The following is a 19574-nucleotide window of genomic DNA, read 5'->3' as shown; positions in this document are numbered from 1 at the left end:
TAACTTCAAACCATGACCCCACACCTGAAAGAAACCATACGGCAGCGGCTGGAAGATCTGCGCGAAAAACAGGATGTCTGCAACAGTGCTTTCACCATCAAACTCTTCGAAGCCATCCCCGACCACGGCCGGCCGGGCATCCCCTCCAAATACGACATCAGCCCGACAGAAGGCCTGCAGCTCGACGAACAATATGCCCTGCTCCACTTCTACGGCAAAACAGCCGCCGAAGCCGTCGCCATGTATGCCGAAAACGAATTCTTCTATCAGGAAGACATACTCTTCATGGGTTGGAACGCCTTCGCCTACTACATTGACACTCCCCATGCCCTCCTTCTTCAGGAAAAAGAGGCAGTCCGCGGCACCGCCATCGAAGAAGGAGACTGGCACCCGGCATCGGAAACCGCCAGCACCCTGCTCATGCTCATCTCCCACCACCTCGAATTTGCTCCCGCAGGGCTACTCGACCAACCCTCCGCCGCCGTCAGCCAACTCCTGCTCCATCTGGCGGACATCGTCGCGGACTGCGCCGAAATCGTCCAGCTTGATCCTCCCGGCTACAACTACGGCCGCAAATACCTCAAATACCCCGCCATCCGAGGGCTAGTCTCCTATGCCGAAACCGTACGCGCCGACCCACACACGGCAATAACACCGGGCGAAATCATGCGATTGCACAGACTCTCCTGAACAGCCATCTCTACGCCATGACAGAACTCAGCCGCGCCTGCGACTACCGCCGGACACATCCAGCCGCAAAAACCCGCACAGCAGCACCAGCACGGCACAGGCTGCCACCGCCCAGTCTCCCGCCAGTGCATACAGCGTATAGCCCGCATTCTCATCCAGAGGAAGGCGCGCATACAAAGATCCCTTCACGAAGGGGGAACCATCCTCTCCCCGCAGCTCGTCAAGCATCGCACCGTTCGGAGCATAGGCCACCGTCATCCCCGTATTCGATGCACGCACCATCGGGCGGCGCAGCTCAATACAGCGGAACGCCGCATTGCGGGCATGCTGCTCGTTGGCAAACGACTGATTGAACCAGCCGTCGTTCGTCACATTCACGATCACCTGATTCCCGGGACGCACGAACCGGCGCAACAGCCTGCCCACCGTATCTTCGTAGCAAATGGCGGGAATCACCCCCACCTTGCTGCCGGGCAGCGCACCGCGCAGCGGAAGAGGTTCCACCGTATCGCCCTTCTCGAACGTACTGCCCATGCGGAACCCGGCCGAATGCGTAAACGCATCCTCCAGCCACGGGAAAATATCCCGGCAGGGAATATATTCACCGAACGGCACAAGATGCTGCTTGCGACGATCCTTCATCCCGTCAAAATCCTCCTCGAATGCCACCAGCGCATTATAGGACTTCTGAGGCAGTCTCGTCTGCCAATCGAAATAAGCGAGATCCCCCCCCGTCAGCAACACGAAATCGCCGAAATCCTCCCGCAGTGCAGGCACACCGCCCTTGCCGAACAGCAACGCCTGATTGAACACATCCGGCAGCAGATTGCCCGTCTCCGCATCGAACAACACGGAACGCGCCAGCGAACTCTCCGGCCAGATCACCCATGCGGGCATCTGCACGCGCACCTGCCCCTCCTTCTCCGTCGCCTTCAGCATCCCCCGGTACACGGACTCCATCCCCTCGCGAGTAGCACTCAGCAAATCGCCGTACAACTCATTTGCAGGCGTGAACGCCTTCTCCCGCTGTGTCTGGTTGCGCTGCACCGCCATCACGGGCAACTCGCCCGTCTGGTGTGGAGAAACACCGTCCTTCTTCGACAAATCGGCAGGCGCATACTGGAGGGAAAAAAACATCCCCCCAAGAAACAGCATCATCAGCACCACGCACAACGCATAGAAATCCCATGGAATGGGCCGCTTCCCCACCTTCAGCATCATCCCCCCCACGCGGCGGCAAACGCACCACAGCCACAAATTCACCATCACCGGAATAAAGGAAAGCACCGTCACCCCCACGAACTCCGCCCACTGCGCCATCGACAGCCCGGAATACAGAGCCACGCCCAGTCCGTTCCAGCCGAACCCGGTCATCACCCAGCCACGGAGCCACTCCGTCACCACCCACAAGGCGGAACAACCGAGCACAGCGCGCAGCGTCACCGCCATATCGCGCACATTCCATGCGGACCACCGGGCCTTGCGCTGCTCAAGCGGCAAATCCCGCGCCTCGGGAAAAGGCTCGAAACGGGGCCGCAGCCACGTACCCGCCAGCCCGGCCCACAAAGCCGGATACACCGCCAGATACATCATGAAAGGCACATAGCCCAGCGTACTCACCTCATTGATCCACCAGAACGAAGTCCCGAAATAGAAAAGGCCGTACACCCACCCGTAACCGAACGCTCCCAGAAAACCCTTGAACCCGCTGCGCCTCCGGCCCATCCACAGAACGGATACCAGCGGCATCAACCCCACCCATACGCACATACTCAAATCGAACGGCACGAACGCCAGCGCCGTCAGCATCCCGCCGACCGCACACAGCAGCAGCCCCAGCCACCAGGCCATGCGCCTGCCCTCTTCCTGCACGCCGCAGGACTCCGCCCCGCGACTCTCCGGCACCGTACTCATGGCTTCGCAAAGCGGTACGGTTCAATCGACACGCGGCCAAGGCTGCGCACAGGCTTGCCCTGCTCCTTCTCGGAAATCTCCACGCTCCACAAAGGCTCGTCCTGCGCATTCGCCTGATGGGCCAGATCATTCTTCCGGGGAAAACCGTCCAGGCACTTCACCGTCGCCCGATCACCGGACGCCGCATAATAAAACGACTCCGAACCGCGAAACGCACCGTCCTTGAACGGCAGTGCCACCGTATCGCCCGCATAATCGCCATTGCCGTTGAGGAAACGGACAAACAGCTCGCCTTCGCCGCTCCCGGCCTTGCCCAGGCGAATCTTCACCTGAGGGAAACTGTCCATCTGCGTACGCTGCCTCATGGCCTCGTCATCCTTCGCATCCACCCAGCCCGTTTCCACCTCGTCCACCTCCACGAAAACGCCTTTCAGAGGCATGCTCACATTCAGCAGCCGCCCGTCCGATGTCGCCCAGCCGCTCATCTGGCAGCCGAATGCAACCAGCACGCACAGCACGCCCGCAACCAGTGCGGACACGATCACCTTCTCCGTCATACTCAGGCGGGCAAACAAAGCCTTGGCCCATGCACGGAAACGGGAAAACATCGCGGAAAAACTCCCGGAATTACTAGATGGTTCAATCTCTTGGGCACTCATGATAATGGCGGAAACCTGCTTTCCGCGCGGTTATTTTCTCCCGAAAAGCCGTACGATGCAATAAAAAAAGGATTGCATTCGGGCGGAAAATCGTGAAAACCTATGGGCGGGCAAAAACCCCACACATACACATGGCTGACAAAGACGATAAAACTCCAATGAATGTATCCGGCAAATTCTATGTCGACAGCTCCTGCATCGATTGCGACCTTTGCCGTGAAACCGCACCGGACTATTTCTGCCGCGACGAAGACGAAGGCGTCTCCTACGTCTGCAAGCAGCCCGACTCCGAAGAAGGCGTAGAAGCCTGCATGGAAGCCCTCGAAGGCTGCCCGGTGGAAGCAATCGGCGACGACGGCGACGAATAAGCCGCCAACCGCCATTGCCTGCAATTCATGCCCCCGGGCCGGACAACGGAACCCGGGGCATTTTGTTCATGCATCCCATGGCCGCACGCAAACAGCCCCCCTCACCCTCCTCCTTCCCCGAACCGGGAAGGAAAAGATTCTTCATCGACCGCGACGACCGCGCCGTACGCTACTCGTCGAAAACCGAGCGCGACCGGGAACAGGCCATGATCGACTTCTTCGGCGCACAGCCCATCCTCTCCCTCAGGGCCAACATGCGCTCCATGGACTCAATCCTCAGCGAAATCACCTCCACCCTCCCCCAGGAAGACGACACCCTCAGCCCCGAAGTACTGCGCGCAGGCTGGGAACGCGCAGCCGGAGCCTTCATCTCCTCACAGGCCGAACTACTCTCCATCGTCAAAGGCACGGCCACCATACGCACCTCCCAGCCCGCCATACGCTACGAACTCACCCGGCAGAAAAACACCCTCATCGCCAAACTCTGCGCCGAATTCGGAGGAGAAAGCATCACCGGCATCCGCATCCTGCACGGATAACAGGCATCCGCCTGTTTTTACACTTTTTTGCAAACATAAGCTTGACATTTCAGAACAATCAACTATGCTTCCCCGCACGCAAAAGCGAAAGACACCTTTACATCTAGACATATGGCACACACCAAATCCGCACTGAAACGTATCCGCCAGACCGCCACGCGCACCGCTCGCAACCGCGCAGCCAACTCCCGCGTACGCACTCTTCGCAAGAAGATCGTGGAAGCCATTGCCGCCGGCGACGCCGCCGCTGCCGCTTCCGCCTACAACACCTTCTCTTCCGCTATCGACAAGGCCGCCAAGACCGGGAAAGTACCCGCCAACCGCGCCGCCAACTACAAGAGCAAGGCTGCCAAGGCAATCGCCAAACTTGCCTGAACATCCCTTTCGGATTTCACTTTTGCTGACGAAGCGCCTCCTTGCAGGAGACGCTTCGTTTTTGTATCCTCGTCCCATGCCTCAAGATCGCAAGGAAATCGCAAACACCGTCATCAATGACCCGGCATCCTACAAGGTATGCCTCGTCTGCGGTTCCATCGTGGACAAGCTCACCCACATCTGCCCCAACTGCAACGCCTACCGCTTCAAGGAAGACTCGGACGCCGTCGTCGAACAGGCACTCATCCTCGCCTCAAGGCCGCAGCGCTCCGTCACCCACCTCGACCTCAAGCTCGACGAATAGAAAAGGCGCCCCTCAAACCCGCCGGGCACCCCGGCCCGCAGCCTCAATCACTCCTCCCGCTGGATCCAGCGGCCATGCGCCTTGATCAGAGCCACCAGGCGATCCACCGCCTCCTCCTGCGGAATATTGAACTCCACGGGCGTATGCCCCACATACAGATTGATCTTATCCGGCGCACCGCCCACATAGCCGAAATCGGCATCCGCCATCTCGCCCGGACCGTTCACGATACACCCCATCACCGCAATCTTCACCCCCTTCAGGTGATCCGTCGCCGCGCGGATGCGAGCCGTCGCCGCCTGAATATTGTACAGCGTACGGCCGCATGACGGGCAGGAAACATACTCCGCCTTGCTGATCCGCACGCCTGCCGCCTGAAGAATATTGAAAGCCAGCTTCGCCGCACGCTCCGGATCCCTCTCCGAACGCACCAGCACCGCATCTCCGATACCGTCGCACAGCAGAGAGCCGATATGGCGGGAAGCCAGCAAGGCCGGATCCTCATCGCACGGCGCATCAGGCTTCAGCGTATCCTTCAGCAAAATCGGATGCCGCCCGTCCACCACGGCGGCCAGCAGGCGGAAAGCTGCCGGCACATCCATATCCACGCCATCCGCCACCGTCACCATCGTCGGCTCCAGCAGGGAATCCAGCGCGGCCACCGACTCCGGCGACCGAGGATCAACCTCCACCGGCTCCAACCGCGACAAAGAAAGCTCAGGAGCAAAATCCTTCAACGCCGCACGACGAGGCTCCAAAACAGCAAACGCCTCATCGGGCAGCACCACGCGCACAGGCTCGTTCCAGCCGTACCTCACCCCGTATGCCATCCCCAGCCCCGCCATCCTCTTGTGGAAATGCAGCGGATCGAACGGCAGCGGCGGCTCGGGCTCCACAGCAGGAACCTCATCCGCCTTCACCCCCGGCTGGAAAGGAGCAGCCAGCGCATACGCCACCGGCACCTCGCACACCGCATCCTCCGTCAGCGACACGCGCAGCGTATCGCCCAAACCGTCCATCAGCAGAGAACCGATACCCATCGCGCTCTTGATCCGGCCATCCTCGCCCTCGCCCGCCTCCGTCACCCCCAGATGCAGAGGATAATTCCACCCCTCGCCCTCCGCAGCCAGCCGCTCCGCCAACAGGCGGTATGCTGCAATCATCACCTTCACATTGGAAGCCTTCATCGAAAACACCAACTGATGGTAACCCAGATCATGCGCTACGCGGGCGAACTCCAGCGCACTCTCCACCATCCCCTCCGGCGTATCGCCGTAGCGATTCAGAATACGGTCGGAAAGAGACCCGTGATTCGCCCCCAGCCGCATCGCACGGCCATGCTCCTTGCAGAACCGCACCAGAGGAGAAAACTCCTCGCGCAGCCTCTCCAGCTCCTCCTCATACTCGGCATCCGTATAATCACGCTCCGCGAACTTCTTCTTATCCACGAAATTGCCGGGATTGATCCGAATCTTCTCCACCCACTTCGCCGCCTCCATCGCCGCATCCGGCTTGAAATGAATATCCGCCACCAGCGGCACCCGGCACCCGGCAGCGCGCAGCTCGCGTGCCACATTCTCCAAATTGGCGGCATACGCCCTCGTCTGGGCCGTCAGGCGAATCAGCTCGCACCCCGCATCCGCCAAAGCCAGAGCCTCGCGCACACAAGCCGCCGTATCTCTGGTATCAGACGTCAGCATCGACTGCACCCGAATCGGATTCCCGCCGCCGATCCCCACATCGCCCACCATCACCTCGCGCGAAACGCGCCTCACATAATGAAACCAACCGGGAGATTGAGCCGTAATCATGGCCGCCATCCTACATACACCGACTCAAAAAGACAAGCGCCGAATCGGACACACACAATAAAGCCTTGACTTGACAACGCCCCATCCCTTATCGTCACCTCGGTTACAAACACGTTCACATCATGAAACCCACCCACATCTATGGAATCGCGTTGGCCGCCAGCGGCCTGATTCTCGCATCCTGCACCCAGATCCCGGCACGGGTCAATGACCGTCCGTACGGAGTCCGTACCCAGCACCAGCAACCCGTCGTCCCCACGCCGACCACTGCTACGCCGAACCCTCTCGACCAGTGGAACCAGCCGACCGGCTTCCCGGGCCAGCAGCAGCCGGGCACCGTCGCCACCGCCGCACCCGGCGTCACACCGACCCCGACGACGACTCCCACCATCTCCGTCATCCCCGACCCGCCCAAGCCCGTCATCTCCACGACTCCTGGCGTCACGCAGCCTGCCCCCGGCTCGTCCATCACCTCCACCCAGCCGGTCGTCACACCGAGCCAGCACCCCGTCGCCGTCCCGGTACCGGGCAATCCGCTTGAAGTATACAGCCCCTCGGACAGAAACAAAACCATCCGCATCGTAGACAAAAAAACCGGGCAACGCCAGCCCAGCGGCAAAAAACTCTACGACCCGTACTCCCCCGGAGGCAAAGGCATCTTCATCGTGCCGTAACGGCGGAAAACGCCCATCATCCGGCGCCGGAGTGCATTCCGCACTTGCACCCGCCGCATGAAACGGCCATGTGGAGTGAAGCAACGACATGAGTGAACCCCTGCCCTTCGGCACCATAACCATCCTCGGCCCAGGCCTCCTTGGAGGCTCTCTGGCCATGGCCGTACGCGCCGCCATGCCCGCAGCGGCCATCCGCCTCTGGGCGCGGCGCGAAGCCACCCTGCAGCAAGCTCTCGACATGGGCATCGCAGATGCCGCTTGCACCGACCCGACAGAAGCAGTCCGCGGTGCGGACCTCGTCGTCCTCGCCACACCCATCGGAGCATTCCGCGACCTTGCCGAACAAATCGCGCCGTCCCTGGCGCCCGGCGCCATCGTCACGGATGTCGGCTCCGTCAAAAACTACGTCCACCGCACCACCGGAGCCTGGTTGCACGAACAAGGCCACACCTTCATCGGCTCCCATCCCATGGCAGGCTCCGAAAAACAGGGGCTCGAAGCCGCCTACCCCGAACTCTTCCGCGGTGCAAGCATCGTCCTCACCAACGACCACGCCGCACCCGAACACACCGTCGACCGCCTCCGGCAATTCTGGGAACTCCTCGGCGGCCGCTGCTACCTCATGGAATCCAAACACCATGACCGCACCGTCGCACGCATCTCGCACATGCCCCACGTCCTCGCCGCCCTCTGCGCCTACTCCGCCACCCGGGGAGACGTCCGCATGCACGACCTTCAGAGCCTCGCCGCCACAGGCTTCCGCGACACCACCCGCGTATGCTCCGGTTCCCCCTCCATGTGGACCGATATCCTGTGGGAAAACGACTGCGCCATCCGCGAAATCCTCCACACCTGCCTCGACGACCTCACGGAACTCATCCGCCTCCTTGAAATACAGGACAAGGAAACCCTCCATACCTGGCTAGAACAAGCGCGCGACAACCGCGAAACCATCATCGGCGGCCAATAAACCGAGCCCCGCACGATCACGCCGCTTCGCAGGCACACATCCAAAGCATTCATAGCCAGAACTTTTGGTGCGAACAAAAAAACATCCGTAAAAAAAGCACAAAAAATACTATTTTAATCTTGCCATCCCGCATCAAACCTGTTACACTCCGCCCGCGCCAGTAGCCCGCAAGGGCCAACGAAGCGAAACCTGAAACGTCTGGTTCGTCTAGCGGTCTAGGACTCCCGCCTTTCACGCGGGCAACACGGGTTCGAGTCCCGTACCAGATGCCAATTTCAACAGAGAATCCCCGGAAGATCACATCTTTCGGGGATTTTTGGTATATACCCGCCTATCATTCTTGCCGGGCAGACATTCGGATCACCCCCAAATAACGCTCACAGGTGCGTAGCTCCAGCAGTGGCGCAAAATCCCGCAACGCGACGCCGACCTTGCTACCCTCTGGCACTCGCGCCACTACATAGGCCACATACCCCCGCCAACCTTGCGCCACCGTCTCCCTTACCGGAAAAACACGCACGTTAATTAATATCATACATCATCTCGCGGTCGACCGGAGAAACGCCTGGCAACCAACAAACGGCACATGGCGACACACACACATGCCCGCACGGGCACGAAACCCCATCATTTGAGATCCGTTGCAGCACACATTCTAACATATTAAGATCAGTCCGTTCCTCGCCAACGAACACAAACCGGCGAGAAGAACGCAAAACCGAACTTTAAATTAACAAAATCTTAATATGAGCAACAACAACAAACCGGCGATCAGCTCGACGCCGGCATACAACGAACAAAACTACACATGGTACACCTCCCTTGAAGGCAACTTCTTCAAGGAAGACACCATCAAAGGCACCAGCGCGGCGGACAGCATGGACACCGTCACCATCCCCTTCCTTGTCCCCGAAGGCCAGCGGGCCGTCATCCTCGCATTCCTGAACGTCGACGACTGGGGCACCCTCACCGTCACCGACAAGGCAACCGGAACCAAACAACTCGAAATCAGACTGACTCCCGACGTAGAACCGGCAGGCCCACGCGGAGGACACACCGAATGGAGCAAAATGGACCACACCATGCTTCAGGCGGGGCAGTTCGACATCACCGTCACCCACCAGAACACCACCTACCCGGCAGAATACGATCCCCGTTACAACGTCTCCAAATGCAGATTCACCCTCTCCGCCACCACACTCCCCGACCATGATTCGCATGCAGTCACAACCTCTTTCAAAGGCAAATACAGGCAACCCGACTCCAAATTCGAACTTGAATTCACCATCAACCTCAAATCGACCTGTTCGGGTGCACCCCTGGAACAACGCACATTCAGCGAACCGGAAATCGTCTCTTTCACCCCTACGGAAAAAGTCATGGTCAACAGCGACGGCAAAGTGCACAAAATCGTCGTCAAAGCCGTCAATGCACACCTTATGGGAGAACCCATCTACGACGAAGCGACGCAAACATGTGCACAAAAAGTCGCCTTGTCCTGGACAATCCAATCGTGGGACCCCATGGCCCCCGACTACACCGAACAAGGAATCGAACAGACCTTTGACAGCTCTGTCCTGACTCCCGGCTGGGCAACCCTTTATTGCGACAAATAAATAATCCGAACAAGGCGCTATCTTCGGTACACGGAGATAGCTCCCTCTCCACCTCCCCCCGTTACAAGCGACTCCGCAGCTCACCCAGAAGAGCCTTCTCACGGGCAAGCAACACTTCTGCGGCCGCTACTTCCTCACTGGTCGCTATTCCTGCTTGCGAACGCCGCACATCCAGCAGGGCCTGAGCTTCCTTCACCACCTTCTCCTGCACGGAAACAATGGCTCCGGGAGCCGAAACGGACAGCTGAAGCATCTCTCGCTCGAACAACAGGGCATTAATCCTCAACTTGATCAACTCCGCACCATTGACCATGCCTGCTAAATGAGCATTTGCAAGGAAATGAAGCCTCTTCTGAAAATTGTCCTTGATATCCTCCGCCAGCAGCTTCTGCCGCTGAGTCAACTTCGGCTTGGGATCCTCCACACGGTTCAAGGCAAACTGCAGGCATAAAAGATTACCGACAGCCGAATAATACTCGTAATAGGATCCGACACCGCCTTCCAAACGCTTGATTTGAGCTTCGACTTCGGCCTTGGCTTTGGCGATTTGCTTCTCCAGTGAAGATTGATCCTCACCCGGCGACATCAATTGCACACATCCTTCCACCTTCACGGTAAGGACACGATCATCACCTTGCACGTCAACAGGCATTTCCGTTGTGCAAACAAGAGTGGAAACATAGAATAGGGGGGTAATAAATATCATAGACCAATAGGTTATTATGTTATTTTTTCGTTGTAAACAAAATCAATCTAACAATGTATGACACCTGCACTTTCCTCCTTCCATTCCAGCACACCGCATACAGTAATGAGATAGACGAAACCGTAATCCTGAAAGATTACACCCCACTCTTCACCCCCATCCGGACTGCACAGGAACTATCCGCCCGTGAACAGGCTTTGGCTCGGCAGATCAACCGGCAGGAGCGTCTGTGGCAACAAGGATACATTTCACGGTATGAATATTTCACTATCGTGGGAAACTGGCTCATGGCCCGCTTCGAACTCTCCCGCCACAAAACGGCCCCACAGACATTATCCGAAAAACAAAAAGAACTTGCAGCAGAAATCATCGATAATTTCAACACACGCATCGACACTCTGGAACGGCTCGCTTCCGCTGGTCAGACAGAAGAAGAAAACGTTATCAAACTCAAATTGAACCTGCTCCTTTTCCGGAGAGACTTGGCAATCGCGTCAGGAGAACCCAAAGAGACCGTCATGCAGCATCAAAAACGCATCGTCGAACAATCGTCCGCATGGCTGGCATTTGTACAAAAGGCAGTCGACAACCATGTGATGGGACTGACCGATCTTCAGGAGCCTCAGGCAATGCTCGAAAAAGAACAAAAACGGCTCCACAGCACGGAAAACACCATGCCCCATTAACGGAAACAGGCAGCACCGCCATCTGAAGGCCATCTGCCACCCCCGGAGCAAACGAACACCACTCTGGTTTCCTTCTGGCTGCGTCATTGGGAAACGCGTCACCCCCGAACAACTCGGTTGGAATCGACATGGATTCTTGCCGGCATTCTCTTCATTGCGATTTCTCCGCAAGGAACATTCACAAGCAAAACCAATACAGGCATGGAACACTGCATGCGCGCACCATGACAGGCAGCTATCACCATCCTTCCATATCTGTTGACCATTATTCACAAATCACTATAAATATAAAATCCGACCGCTATTCATCATAGCGAAAAAATGGATAAAATAATTAAACCAAAAACATCATGACAACTCATAACAACAAAAAACAAAGCCAATACTATCAGCCATTGGATTCCGAATATAATCGGCGTTTCACGATTAACAGGCAACCACAGGTTGCCTATATTGATTGGCAACTCGCCGAAATCTCTGAACCGGTTTTAACCGACTGGAAGGGATATCTCCGTGTACCGGTTTCTGGAACCTATATTCTGAAAATGACGGTTGATGACAGCGGATACGTCAAAATGGCGCTTCCTCCCACTCTCGGCGTCATCGAAGTCGAAACGATATTGGAAATCACCGGCAAACATTCCTCCATCTCTACCCAGACAGCCCCAATAGTACTGGATGCCGGCTTCTACTACATAGAAATGCATCACGAAAACAGCATCCCCGACCGGGACTATCCCAACGCCACCCAGTTCAAACTGGAACTGAACGGCACCCGAGTGGATTACCTCTACGATATGGTCATTCCTCCGAATCGACTGACATCGGCCGATGCATGGCGACTTGCCGGATGCTACGACCCAGTCAGCTACAAACTCGGTCCCGAGGCTATTTGGGATATGACCAGCGAAGCTCTGAAAAAAGATACAGGAGGAGGAGAATCATGTGCATTGAGAATGAGTATCGCACTCAGTAACTACGGGTTCGATTTCAAAGGAATTGCCGACAACTGGTCTCTCAAAGACCCCGATAATACCCTCCTTGGACAGGATGCCAACGGCAACAACAAACAATACGTCCTTGTGGGCGCTGCACCGATGAGAGATTTTCTCATCAGCAAACTGGGACCTCCCGATTATGCCAAATACGGCGAAGGAGTCGGGTATACGCCCAGAAATGGTGATGTCATCGTTTACGCCGATGCCGGACATACAGGTCTTTCCATCGATGGCAGAGCAGACTACGGAGGCGGCTTCAGAGACAATCTCTGGCTTCTGAGCCGTACAACAATGGACGATCCAGACACTCAATCTACCATAAATTAAAAATTAACTACTGGCGAGTATACACTCGTCAGTAATTTTATATATAACAAATCTAACTCGATTGCCTTCATTGCTATGTTCATGTTATAATATGTATATAATGACTCCATCTATCCTCTTACCCATCGTGGCTTTTATCTGTGCGGCCGAGCCTGAATCGCCCCGCCAGCTCACAGAAGACCAGGAACAACATTTGAGATTTATCCGGCAAAACAGCCACGTACTCACCGCTATCGTCTACAAAAGAGAAATCATCCCCGACCCCAAACACAACAACGATGCCATAGAAGTCTCGCACGCCATCGTTACCCGCACCATGAAAGGAAGCACCCCCGAAGGAGCCCGCATCATCTGGGTACGCCCCTTGGAAGTCCTGATGAACGGCGCCGTCTACACCCATACGATCTTTCCCGGAAAACCGTTCCCCTACCACATCATCGGCAGCGTATGCGGTGAACTGAAAGGCGGAGTCAAAGTCATCTGGGAACCGGTCAGAATCACCCCCCTCCAAGGAGACTTCTACACCAGCTTCATCTCACTCGGCGCGAAGCACCGTGAAAAATGGAAACAGGCACTGAAAGCACCACACCCCGAGCCATCGGCACTCATGTCAGAAAACGAATGGAAAACATTCGAACAACAAATCGAAACCGCTGCCGCGAACGACCCCGAACACGACTCGACATCCTTTTGAAACTGCTCCAGCCATGAACCGCCTAACTCCTTGCCTCTTCCCCGTTCTGGCCGGCATCATATATTCGACCGCCCCAGCAGCCGAACAAAACACCACGCAGGAACAGGAACTCATCCTGCAACTCGTCCGGGAAAGCGGCCACGTCATCGCCGTCGGCATCTACAAAAGAGAAATCATCCCCGAAACATCAGACCCGAAGCGGGCTCAGGAAATCTTTCATGCCTTCGTTGTGCATTCGGTCAAAGGCGGCATCCCCGAAGGCCAGGCCATCATCTGGGCGCGACCGATGGCACACCCTCCCGAAGGAGCCATATACACGCATGCGATCTTTGCCGGCAAACCGCAGCTGCACTACCTCATCGGCCATCTATCGAAAGAACTGAAAAACGGCGTCAAAATATTTTGGGAACCCACTGTCATCACCCCGATGCAGCAGCACCTCCACACCGCATTCATCGGCCTCCTCCAACACCGTACGATTGAATGGGAAAAGGCTCTGCAATCTCCCGCAAGCCAACCGTTCCCCATGAATGAAACCTTCTGGAAAGACTTCGAAACACGAATCGAACAGGCGGCAACAAACGGCACAGATCGCACGACCTTCACCTTCTGACATCACCACCTCCCGCCCCGCCATGAACACCATACCTGTCGGCATCCTCCTCTCCCTTTCCGTGCCTCCGCTTGCTGCTCCGGCTGCCACGGCGCCCCCCATCACGGCATGGCAAAACGAAATCCTGCGCGCCATTCGCGAACACGACCACCTCATCACCGTCGTCGTCTACAAACGCTCCATCATCCAATCCGGAGCAGCAGACTCGAGAAAAGCCCTGCAAGTCTATCATGCCTTCGTCGTCTGCGCCGAAAAAGGCAACATCCCCGAAGGAGCTCGCATCTTCTTCGTCAAACCGATGGATAGCCCGATGGACAACCAATTCAATGTCAAACGCGACCTCATTGGAGAACCCCATCTCTACCACGTCATCGGCGATGTTCACGGCAAACTGAAAAACAGCATCAACGTCTTATGGGATCCTCTCTGCTTCTCCAAAGCGCAGGAAAGCATCCATACAGACTTCGCCGATCTGCGGCAACACCATGCAGAGGAAATCTTGCAGGCCATGCAATCGTCGAGAACATCCCCGAAATTCATTCTGGACGAACGCTCATGGAAACTCTTTGAACGGCAAATGCAAAGCGACGCCATGCACGACCAGTAGCTTCCGACAGCGCGCCCGCCGGAAGCACAAAGCACCCCTCACCTGAACTTCGGCAACTTCCCTTCTCCGTTCCGGGCGTTCACATCCGCACCGTGCCGGATCAGCACCTGGGCGATCTCCGGAGCCGTCGCCAGATGCAGCGGCGTATTCCCCTTGTTATCGCGGGCATTCACATCCGCTCCAGCCGCCAGCAACAACTCCGAAAACTTCACTCCCTGCTCCACGAGCAAAGGATAGCCCATAAAATACATCGCCGCATGATGCAGAGGCGTGCGGCCTTCGTCATTCCGGACGGAAGGAGCAGCCCCACGAGCCAGCAGCACGCGGCCCACATCGGCCTTCCACACCTCATGAAGAGGTGTATTCCCCTTCTTGTCACGGGCATTCACATCCGCACCGCAGGCAATCAGCAGCTCTGCTGTCTCCGGATAAGCCTGCCAGAAAAGAGGCGTCCAGCCCTCATCGTCGCGCACATCGGCAGGAATCCCGTTTCCGATCAAAACCCGGGCCACCTCCGTATCATACGCCGTATGCAGAGGGGTCACGCCCAGCTTGTCCGTCGTCTGCACATCGGCTCCCCGGGCTATCAGAGTTCGGGCCACAGCGGCATCCGTCGCACCGAACAGGGGAGTCCTCCCCGCCAGATCGCGGGCATTCACATCCGCACCCTGGGCAATCAGCAATTCGGCCACCGGAGCAGATACCACGCGGAACAACGGCGTACGGCCGAAATAATCCCGCGCATCCACGCGGTAGCCCTCACGAAGGCGTTGCCGCACATTGGCCTGCGCCTCCACGCTGCACCGGGAAAGGTACCCCTGGCAATCGGAAGCCTTCGGCTGCCGCAGCATATCCATCTCATCCTCCGACAATGGGGACAAGGCATCCCGATGCAGAGGAGTCCTCGGCCCGTGCTGCTGCCACTTGGCCTGAATCTGCGAACACGAGACCGACAATGAAACAGCCGCCAGCCCCGCCATCAACCATCGAACATTACCTGGCATAATCCCTCTTTCCGAAAATCAACGAACCTACGCGAACCATCGTCGCACCTTCTTCCACCGCCACCTCGAAATCATGGCTCATCCCCATCGACAATTCCGGCAAAGGCAAAGGCCCGCGGGCCGCCAGCTCATCACGCACATGCCGCAGGCAGGCGAACGCCGGGCGCACACCTTCGGCAGATTCCGCCGGAGCGGGAATCGCCATCAGGCCGCGTATATCGAGATGCGGCAGGCGGGCAATCCCGTCCCACTCGTTCCGCAGCTCCTCCACCGAGAAACCGTGCTTGCTTTCTTCCCCATCCACATTCACCTCCAGCAGGATAGGAGCGGCAACACCCAGCTCCCCCGCCACTCGGGAGATCGCCTCGGCCAGCCGCAGGGAATCCACCGCATGCAGCAGCGCAAATCCCTGTTGCAAAGCCTTGCGCACCTTATTGCGTTGCAGCGGCCCGATCAGATGCCACTCCAGCCCCTTGGGCAGCAGCGGCATCTTCTCCATCGCCTCCTGCAGCCTGTTCTCGCCGAAAACGGTTTGTCCCGCCTCCACGGCACGGGCGACATCCTCCGCCGGGAACGTCTTGCTCACCGCTACGAGGCGCACCGAGCCTGCCGGCCGCCCGCACCGCTCTTCCGCAGCGCGGATACGCTCCAGCACATCTTTAAGTTGAACCTGAATATACATGGCTTGGTCAAATTTCTGAAATCAGGGGAAGCAGTTCGGACATATCCGTCAGCAGGAAATCGGGTTCCGCGCGGCGCAAAGCCTCCACATCGGCGGAGGGAGCCCATGCGGCGGCAATCACCTTCACCCGCACCTCGCGACAAGCCTTGATATCGGACACGGCATCCCCCACATACACCGCCTCATCGGGGCTCATCCCCCACGCATCCAGCACGCGCCCAATACACTCGCCCTTCACCACGCGCTCGGGAGACCCCGTCTCCACATACTCGAACACATCCTCCAGATTATACACATCCAGCGTCACCCCGGCGGAATCGTCATCCTTGCCCGTCACCATCGCCAACCGAAACTTCTTCCTCTTCAGGGCTTCGAGCAGCTCCGGCACTCCCGGAAACGGCTCCGGAGCCATATCCAGATGCAAAAACGTATAATTCTCCATGAAAAGATTCTCCAGCCTCTCCACATCCTCGCCGGGCAACAGGCGCGCCAGCACACCGCGGTCGCTGGGGCCGAAATGCCTCGTAATCTCCTCATCGGCCAACTTCCTGCCCGAACAAAACTCCACCACACGGCGGAACGATTCCACGCACAGAGGAAGCGTATCGGCCAATGTCCCGTCCAGATCGAAAATAACGCCGCGAACCATGCGCCTACTTTGCCTGCAACCCGCGGCCAGGTCAAGACATTTGCCCTACTTGCAGCCAACACGCCGGCCGCCTCACCACAACCCCGGCTTATTCCAGGCCAGCGCCGCCACCCCCATCAGCAAATTCGCCACGGCATGCATCGCCACCGTCGCGCCGAGGCTTCGGGACACCACCGCCAGCACATACGTCAGCGAACCGTACACGAACGCCCCCAGATAATCCACGGGCAAATGCACGCTCATGAACAGCAGAGTCGTCACCCAGTAAGCCCGCCATGAATGCTTGCCGAACGGCACCGTCCACGGACGATCGAAATTCACCATCAGCCGCATCAGAAAACCGCGCCAGAAAAGCTCTTCCACAAAAGCCACCACAACCACCGCCCGGAAAAAACGCATCACATACGCCATCCACCAGGCAGCACCGCCCCGCTCGAACACCAAACCGGGATCGAACCCCTCGGTCCGCGCATCCAGCCCGAGAGCCGTAGCCTGCCACGAATCGCGGCCGAACCACTCCTCCACTGGCAGACGATCCGCCAGCAGCGTAGGAGCCAGCCAGCAGGCAATGCCCAAGGCACCGGCCACTGCACCGATCAGAGACCACTTCCAGCTCCACGCCCATTGCACGCGCTTGCGCCAGTGCCAGACAAGGAACCCGGCAGACACCGCCTGCAGCGGGTACACCCACTGCTTCAAATCCCTCTGCCACCATGCCGCCGAAGGATGATCCCACCCCAGCGCAGGCTCAAGAAACTGCAGCAACAGCGTAAACCCGAGAAACACGGCAAAAGGGCCGACATACGCCTTCATCAGCGCATCGTCGTCCGTACTGCTCTTCACTGCGGGCATGGGAAAAACGGGGGCGGCAGAACAACCGCCGCCCCTGAAAACACATCAACGGGCTTCCTTCTGAAGCTTATCCACAAAGCGCTCCATCGCATCGCACGCCTCGCGAATCAGCTCGAAAGCCGTCGCGTAGCAGCAGCGCAGGAACCCTTCGCCACTCGCGCCGAACGCATCGCCCGGCACGGCAGCCACCTTCGCCTCCATCAGCAGGCGTTCCGCGAACTCCTTGCTCGACAGGCTGAAGCGCGACACATCCGGGAACACGTAAAACGCACCGCCCGGCAAATGGCAATCCAGCCCCATATCGTTCAGCCGCTTCACCAGATAATTGCGCCGCATGCGGTAGCTCTCGCGCATCTCCAGCATCGCAGGGGTACCGTTCTCCAGAGCCTCGATCGCCGCCTCCTGCGATGTAATCGGAGCGCACAGCATCGAATACTGGTGCACCTTCATCATCGCGGAAACCAGCGGTTCCGGCCCGCAGGCATAACCGAGGCGGAACCCCGTCATCGCAAAAGCCTTCGAAAAACCGTGCAGCAATAGCGTACGCTCGCGCATCCCCGGCAGGGAGGCAATCGACGTATGGCGCACATCATCGTAGCGGAGTTCGCTGTAAATCTCGTCAGAAAGCACCACCAGATCATGCTTGATGCACAGGCGGGCAATCGCTTCCAGAGTCTCCACCGGAGCCACCGCCCCCGTCGGATTCGTCGGGAAATTCAGCATCAGCACCTTCGTACGGGGCGTAATCGCCGCTTCGAGAGCCGCCGGATCGAGAGCGAAAAGATCGCTCTTCTTCGTCGCTATCGGCACCGCCACGCCGTATGCCATACTCACGCTGGGAGCATACGACACATAGCACGGCTCGTGATATAGCACCTCGTCGCCGGGATTCAGCAGCGCACGCAAGGCCAAATCGATAGCCTCGCTCACGCCCACCGTCACCAGCACCTCATTCAGAGGATTATAGGAAACGCCGAAGAAATTCTCCACATACGTCACAATCTTGCGGCGCAGGGATTCAAGGCCGTAATTCGACGTATACGTCGTATGCCCCCTCTCCAGCGAATAAATGGCGGCCTCGCGGATATTCCACGGAGTCACGAAATCCGGTTCGCCGACTCCCAGGGAAATAATGTCGCTGCGCCCCGTCACTAGATCGAAGAACGCGCGGATGCCCGAGCGAGGAATTTGAGCCACTTGTGTGGCGATTGTTGTGGACCAGTCCATAAGAAAATCACGGTGAAACGCTCAGGCGCTCATGAGACGGCTGCACCCCGAACAGGAAACCGTCGCGCTTATAAGTCTTCAAACGGAAATGCGTCGACGTCGAAAGCACACCGTCCATCGATGAAAGCTTCTCGGAAACGAACCGCGCCACATCCACCAGCGTACAGCCGTCCACCTGCAGCAACAGATCGAAACCGCCGCTCGCCAGATAGCAGGACTTCACCTCGTCAAAGCGGGCGATGCGCTCGGCCAGACGGTCGAAACCGCCCCCACGCTCGGGAGTCAGCCTCACCTCGATAAAGGCCGACACGCCGACCTCTTCATCATCGTTCGTGATCGCCTGATATCCGACGATCCGCCCCTGCTCCTCCAACTCGGCACGGCAGGCGGACACCTCATCGGCTGTCAACCCAAGGCGATCCGCAATCTCGCAGTCGCTCAGGCGGGCATCCGATTCCAAAATTTTAAGCAAAGAATCTTGCGTCATACGTTACCTGTGTATCGTGACACATAAGGCGCGATGCGTCAAGCACAAGCCCCGGCAGCTACAAAACGGGAAACATTCTCAAAAAACAAGGTAAAACATTTGAAAATAAAATAGAAACAAAC

General features: G+C 57.7%; 23 protein-coding genes and 1 tRNA gene. 14 read left to right on the top strand and 10 right to left on the bottom strand.

The annotated features are described in order from the left end of the window. Positions 1–12 precede the first annotated feature (12 nt). Positions 13–690 (top strand): hypothetical protein, encoded by a 678-nt coding sequence (locus AC781_RS12165; RefSeq protein WP_067777739.1) that lies wholly within the window; start codon positions 13–15, stop codon positions 688–690. Positions 691–717: 27 nt separating this feature from the next. Here AC781_RS12165 and lnt read toward each other — a convergent pair whose 3' ends face one another. Both lnt and AC781_RS12155 read right to left on the bottom strand, forming a co-directional pair. Next, positions 718–2604 carry an apolipoprotein N-acyltransferase gene (lnt, locus tag AC781_RS12160; protein WP_067777738.1) on the bottom strand — a complete coding sequence of 629 codons (1887 nt, stop codon included), beginning with the start codon at positions 2602–2604 and terminating at the stop codon, positions 718–720. Further along, on the bottom strand, positions 2601–3263 hold the full coding sequence (locus AC781_RS12155) for a hypothetical protein (RefSeq protein ID WP_218107276.1): 663 nt from the start codon (positions 3261–3263) through the stop codon (positions 2601–2603). The genes lnt and AC781_RS12155 overlap by 4 nt, the downstream gene beginning before the upstream one ends. Positions 3264–3394: 131 nt before the next feature. On the opposite strand from AC781_RS12155, the gene AC781_RS12150 reads away from it, so the two are divergent. The 4 genes from AC781_RS12150 (at position 3395) to AC781_RS12135 (ending at position 4849) form a co-directional block, all read left to right on the top strand. Continuing rightward, positions 3395–3631 carry a ferredoxin gene (locus tag AC781_RS12150; protein WP_067777945.1) on the top strand — a complete coding sequence of 79 codons (237 nt, stop codon included), beginning with the start codon at positions 3395–3397 and terminating at the stop codon, positions 3629–3631. A gap of 77 nt (positions 3632–3708) precedes the next feature. Further along, the gene (locus AC781_RS12145; protein WP_172801797.1) at positions 3709–4170 is read left to right on the top strand and encodes a DciA family protein; all 462 of its coding nucleotides are present in this window, start codon (positions 3709–3711) and stop codon (positions 4168–4170) included. A 111-nt stretch (positions 4171–4281) separates the two neighbouring features. Beyond that, positions 4282–4545, top strand: a complete 264-nt coding sequence (gene rpsT / locus AC781_RS12140) for a 30S ribosomal protein S20 (protein WP_067777735.1) — start codon at positions 4282–4284, stop codon at positions 4543–4545. A gap of 76 nt (positions 4546–4621) precedes the next feature. Further along, the gene (locus AC781_RS12135; protein ID WP_067777734.1) at positions 4622–4849 is read left to right on the top strand and encodes a hypothetical protein; all 228 of its coding nucleotides are present in this window, start codon (positions 4622–4624) and stop codon (positions 4847–4849) included. A gap of 47 nt (positions 4850–4896) precedes the next feature. Here AC781_RS12135 and ispG read toward each other — a convergent pair whose 3' ends face one another. Continuing rightward, positions 4897–6660 carry a (E)-4-hydroxy-3-methylbut-2-enyl-diphosphate synthase gene (gene ispG, locus AC781_RS12130; RefSeq protein ID WP_067777943.1) on the bottom strand — a complete coding sequence of 588 codons (1764 nt, stop codon included), beginning with the start codon at positions 6658–6660 and terminating at the stop codon, positions 4897–4899. A 122-nt stretch (positions 6661–6782) separates the two neighbouring features. Here ispG and AC781_RS12125 point away from each other — a divergent pair, with 122 nt between their 5' ends. From AC781_RS12125 to AC781_RS12105, 4 genes are all read left to right on the top strand, one after another. After that, positions 6783–7334 carry a hypothetical protein gene (locus AC781_RS12125; RefSeq protein ID WP_067777733.1) on the top strand — a complete coding sequence of 184 codons (552 nt, stop codon included), beginning with the start codon at positions 6783–6785 and terminating at the stop codon, positions 7332–7334. 88 nt (positions 7335–7422) lie between these two features. Beyond that, the gene (locus tag AC781_RS12120) at positions 7423–8304 is read left to right on the top strand and encodes a prephenate dehydrogenase (RefSeq protein WP_067777732.1); all 882 of its coding nucleotides are present in this window, start codon (positions 7423–7425) and stop codon (positions 8302–8304) included. A 196-nt stretch (positions 8305–8500) separates the two neighbouring features. Beyond that, positions 8501–8576, top strand: a tRNA-Glu gene (locus AC781_RS12115). A 474-nt stretch (positions 8577–9050) separates the two neighbouring features. After that, the gene (locus AC781_RS12105; protein ID WP_067777730.1) at positions 9051–9920 is read left to right on the top strand and encodes a hypothetical protein; all 870 of its coding nucleotides are present in this window, start codon (positions 9051–9053) and stop codon (positions 9918–9920) included. A 61-nt stretch (positions 9921–9981) separates the two neighbouring features. On the opposite strand, the gene AC781_RS12100 is transcribed toward AC781_RS12105, so the two are convergent. Then, entirely contained in the window at positions 9982–10626 is a 645-nt protein-coding gene (locus tag AC781_RS12100) for a hypothetical protein (protein ID WP_071133410.1), read from the bottom strand. 53 nt (positions 10627–10679) lie between these two features. Between AC781_RS12100 and AC781_RS12095 the strand changes: the two genes are divergently transcribed. From AC781_RS12095 to AC781_RS12075, 5 genes are all read left to right on the top strand, one after another. Continuing rightward, positions 10680–11312, top strand: coding sequence for a hypothetical protein (locus tag AC781_RS12095; protein WP_067777728.1), 633 nt, complete (start codon positions 10680–10682; stop codon positions 11310–11312). Positions 11313–11662: 350 nt separating this feature from the next. Further along, a complete protein-coding gene (locus AC781_RS12090; protein ID WP_141675909.1) occupies positions 11663–12637 on the top strand; it encodes a hypothetical protein in 975 nt (324 codons plus the stop codon). A 100-nt stretch (positions 12638–12737) separates the two neighbouring features. Continuing rightward, a complete protein-coding gene (locus tag AC781_RS12085) occupies positions 12738–13331 on the top strand; it encodes a hypothetical protein (protein ID WP_067777726.1) in 594 nt (197 codons plus the stop codon). 13 nt (positions 13332–13344) lie between these two features. Further along, entirely contained in the window at positions 13345–13944 is a 600-nt protein-coding gene (locus tag AC781_RS12080; RefSeq protein ID WP_067777725.1) for a hypothetical protein, read from the top strand. A gap of 22 nt (positions 13945–13966) precedes the next feature. Beyond that, positions 13967–14551, top strand: a complete 585-nt coding sequence (locus AC781_RS12075; protein WP_067777724.1) for a hypothetical protein — start codon at positions 13967–13969, stop codon at positions 14549–14551. 38 nt (positions 14552–14589) lie between these two features. Here AC781_RS12075 and AC781_RS12070 read toward each other — a convergent pair whose 3' ends face one another. From AC781_RS12070 to AC781_RS12045, 6 genes are all read right to left on the bottom strand, one after another. Next, positions 14590–15555 carry an ankyrin repeat domain-containing protein gene (locus tag AC781_RS12070; protein WP_083077077.1) on the bottom strand — a complete coding sequence of 322 codons (966 nt, stop codon included), beginning with the start codon at positions 15553–15555 and terminating at the stop codon, positions 14590–14592. Further along, positions 15545–16237 (bottom strand): YggS family pyridoxal phosphate-dependent enzyme, encoded by a 693-nt coding sequence (locus AC781_RS12065; protein WP_067777722.1) that lies wholly within the window; start codon positions 16235–16237, stop codon positions 15545–15547. The genes AC781_RS12070 and AC781_RS12065 overlap by 11 nt, the downstream gene beginning before the upstream one ends. 7 nt (positions 16238–16244) lie before the next feature. Further along, positions 16245–16886, bottom strand: coding sequence for an HAD family hydrolase (locus AC781_RS12060; protein ID WP_067777721.1), 642 nt, complete (start codon positions 16884–16886; stop codon positions 16245–16247). Between the two features lie 72 nt (positions 16887–16958). After that, the gene (locus AC781_RS12055) at positions 16959–17738 is read right to left on the bottom strand and encodes a CPBP family glutamic-type intramembrane protease (RefSeq protein ID WP_067777720.1); all 780 of its coding nucleotides are present in this window, start codon (positions 17736–17738) and stop codon (positions 16959–16961) included. Between the two features lie 45 nt (positions 17739–17783). After that, entirely contained in the window at positions 17784–18965 is a 1182-nt protein-coding gene (locus AC781_RS12050) for an aminotransferase class I/II-fold pyridoxal phosphate-dependent enzyme (RefSeq protein ID WP_067777719.1), read from the bottom strand. Between the two features lie 7 nt (positions 18966–18972). Then, the gene (locus tag AC781_RS12045; protein WP_067777718.1) at positions 18973–19452 is read right to left on the bottom strand and encodes an Lrp/AsnC family transcriptional regulator; all 480 of its coding nucleotides are present in this window, start codon (positions 19450–19452) and stop codon (positions 18973–18975) included. Positions 19453–19574 lie beyond the last annotated feature (122 nt).

Origin of the sequence: Neoakkermansia glycaniphila (assembly GCF_001683795.1) — a bacterium.
Lineage (GTDB): Bacteria > Verrucomicrobiota > Verrucomicrobiia > Verrucomicrobiales > Akkermansiaceae > Akkermansia > Akkermansia glycaniphila.
The sequence above is the reverse complement of the archived record's forward strand: the minus strand, read 5'-3'. Positions and strand labels throughout refer to the sequence as shown.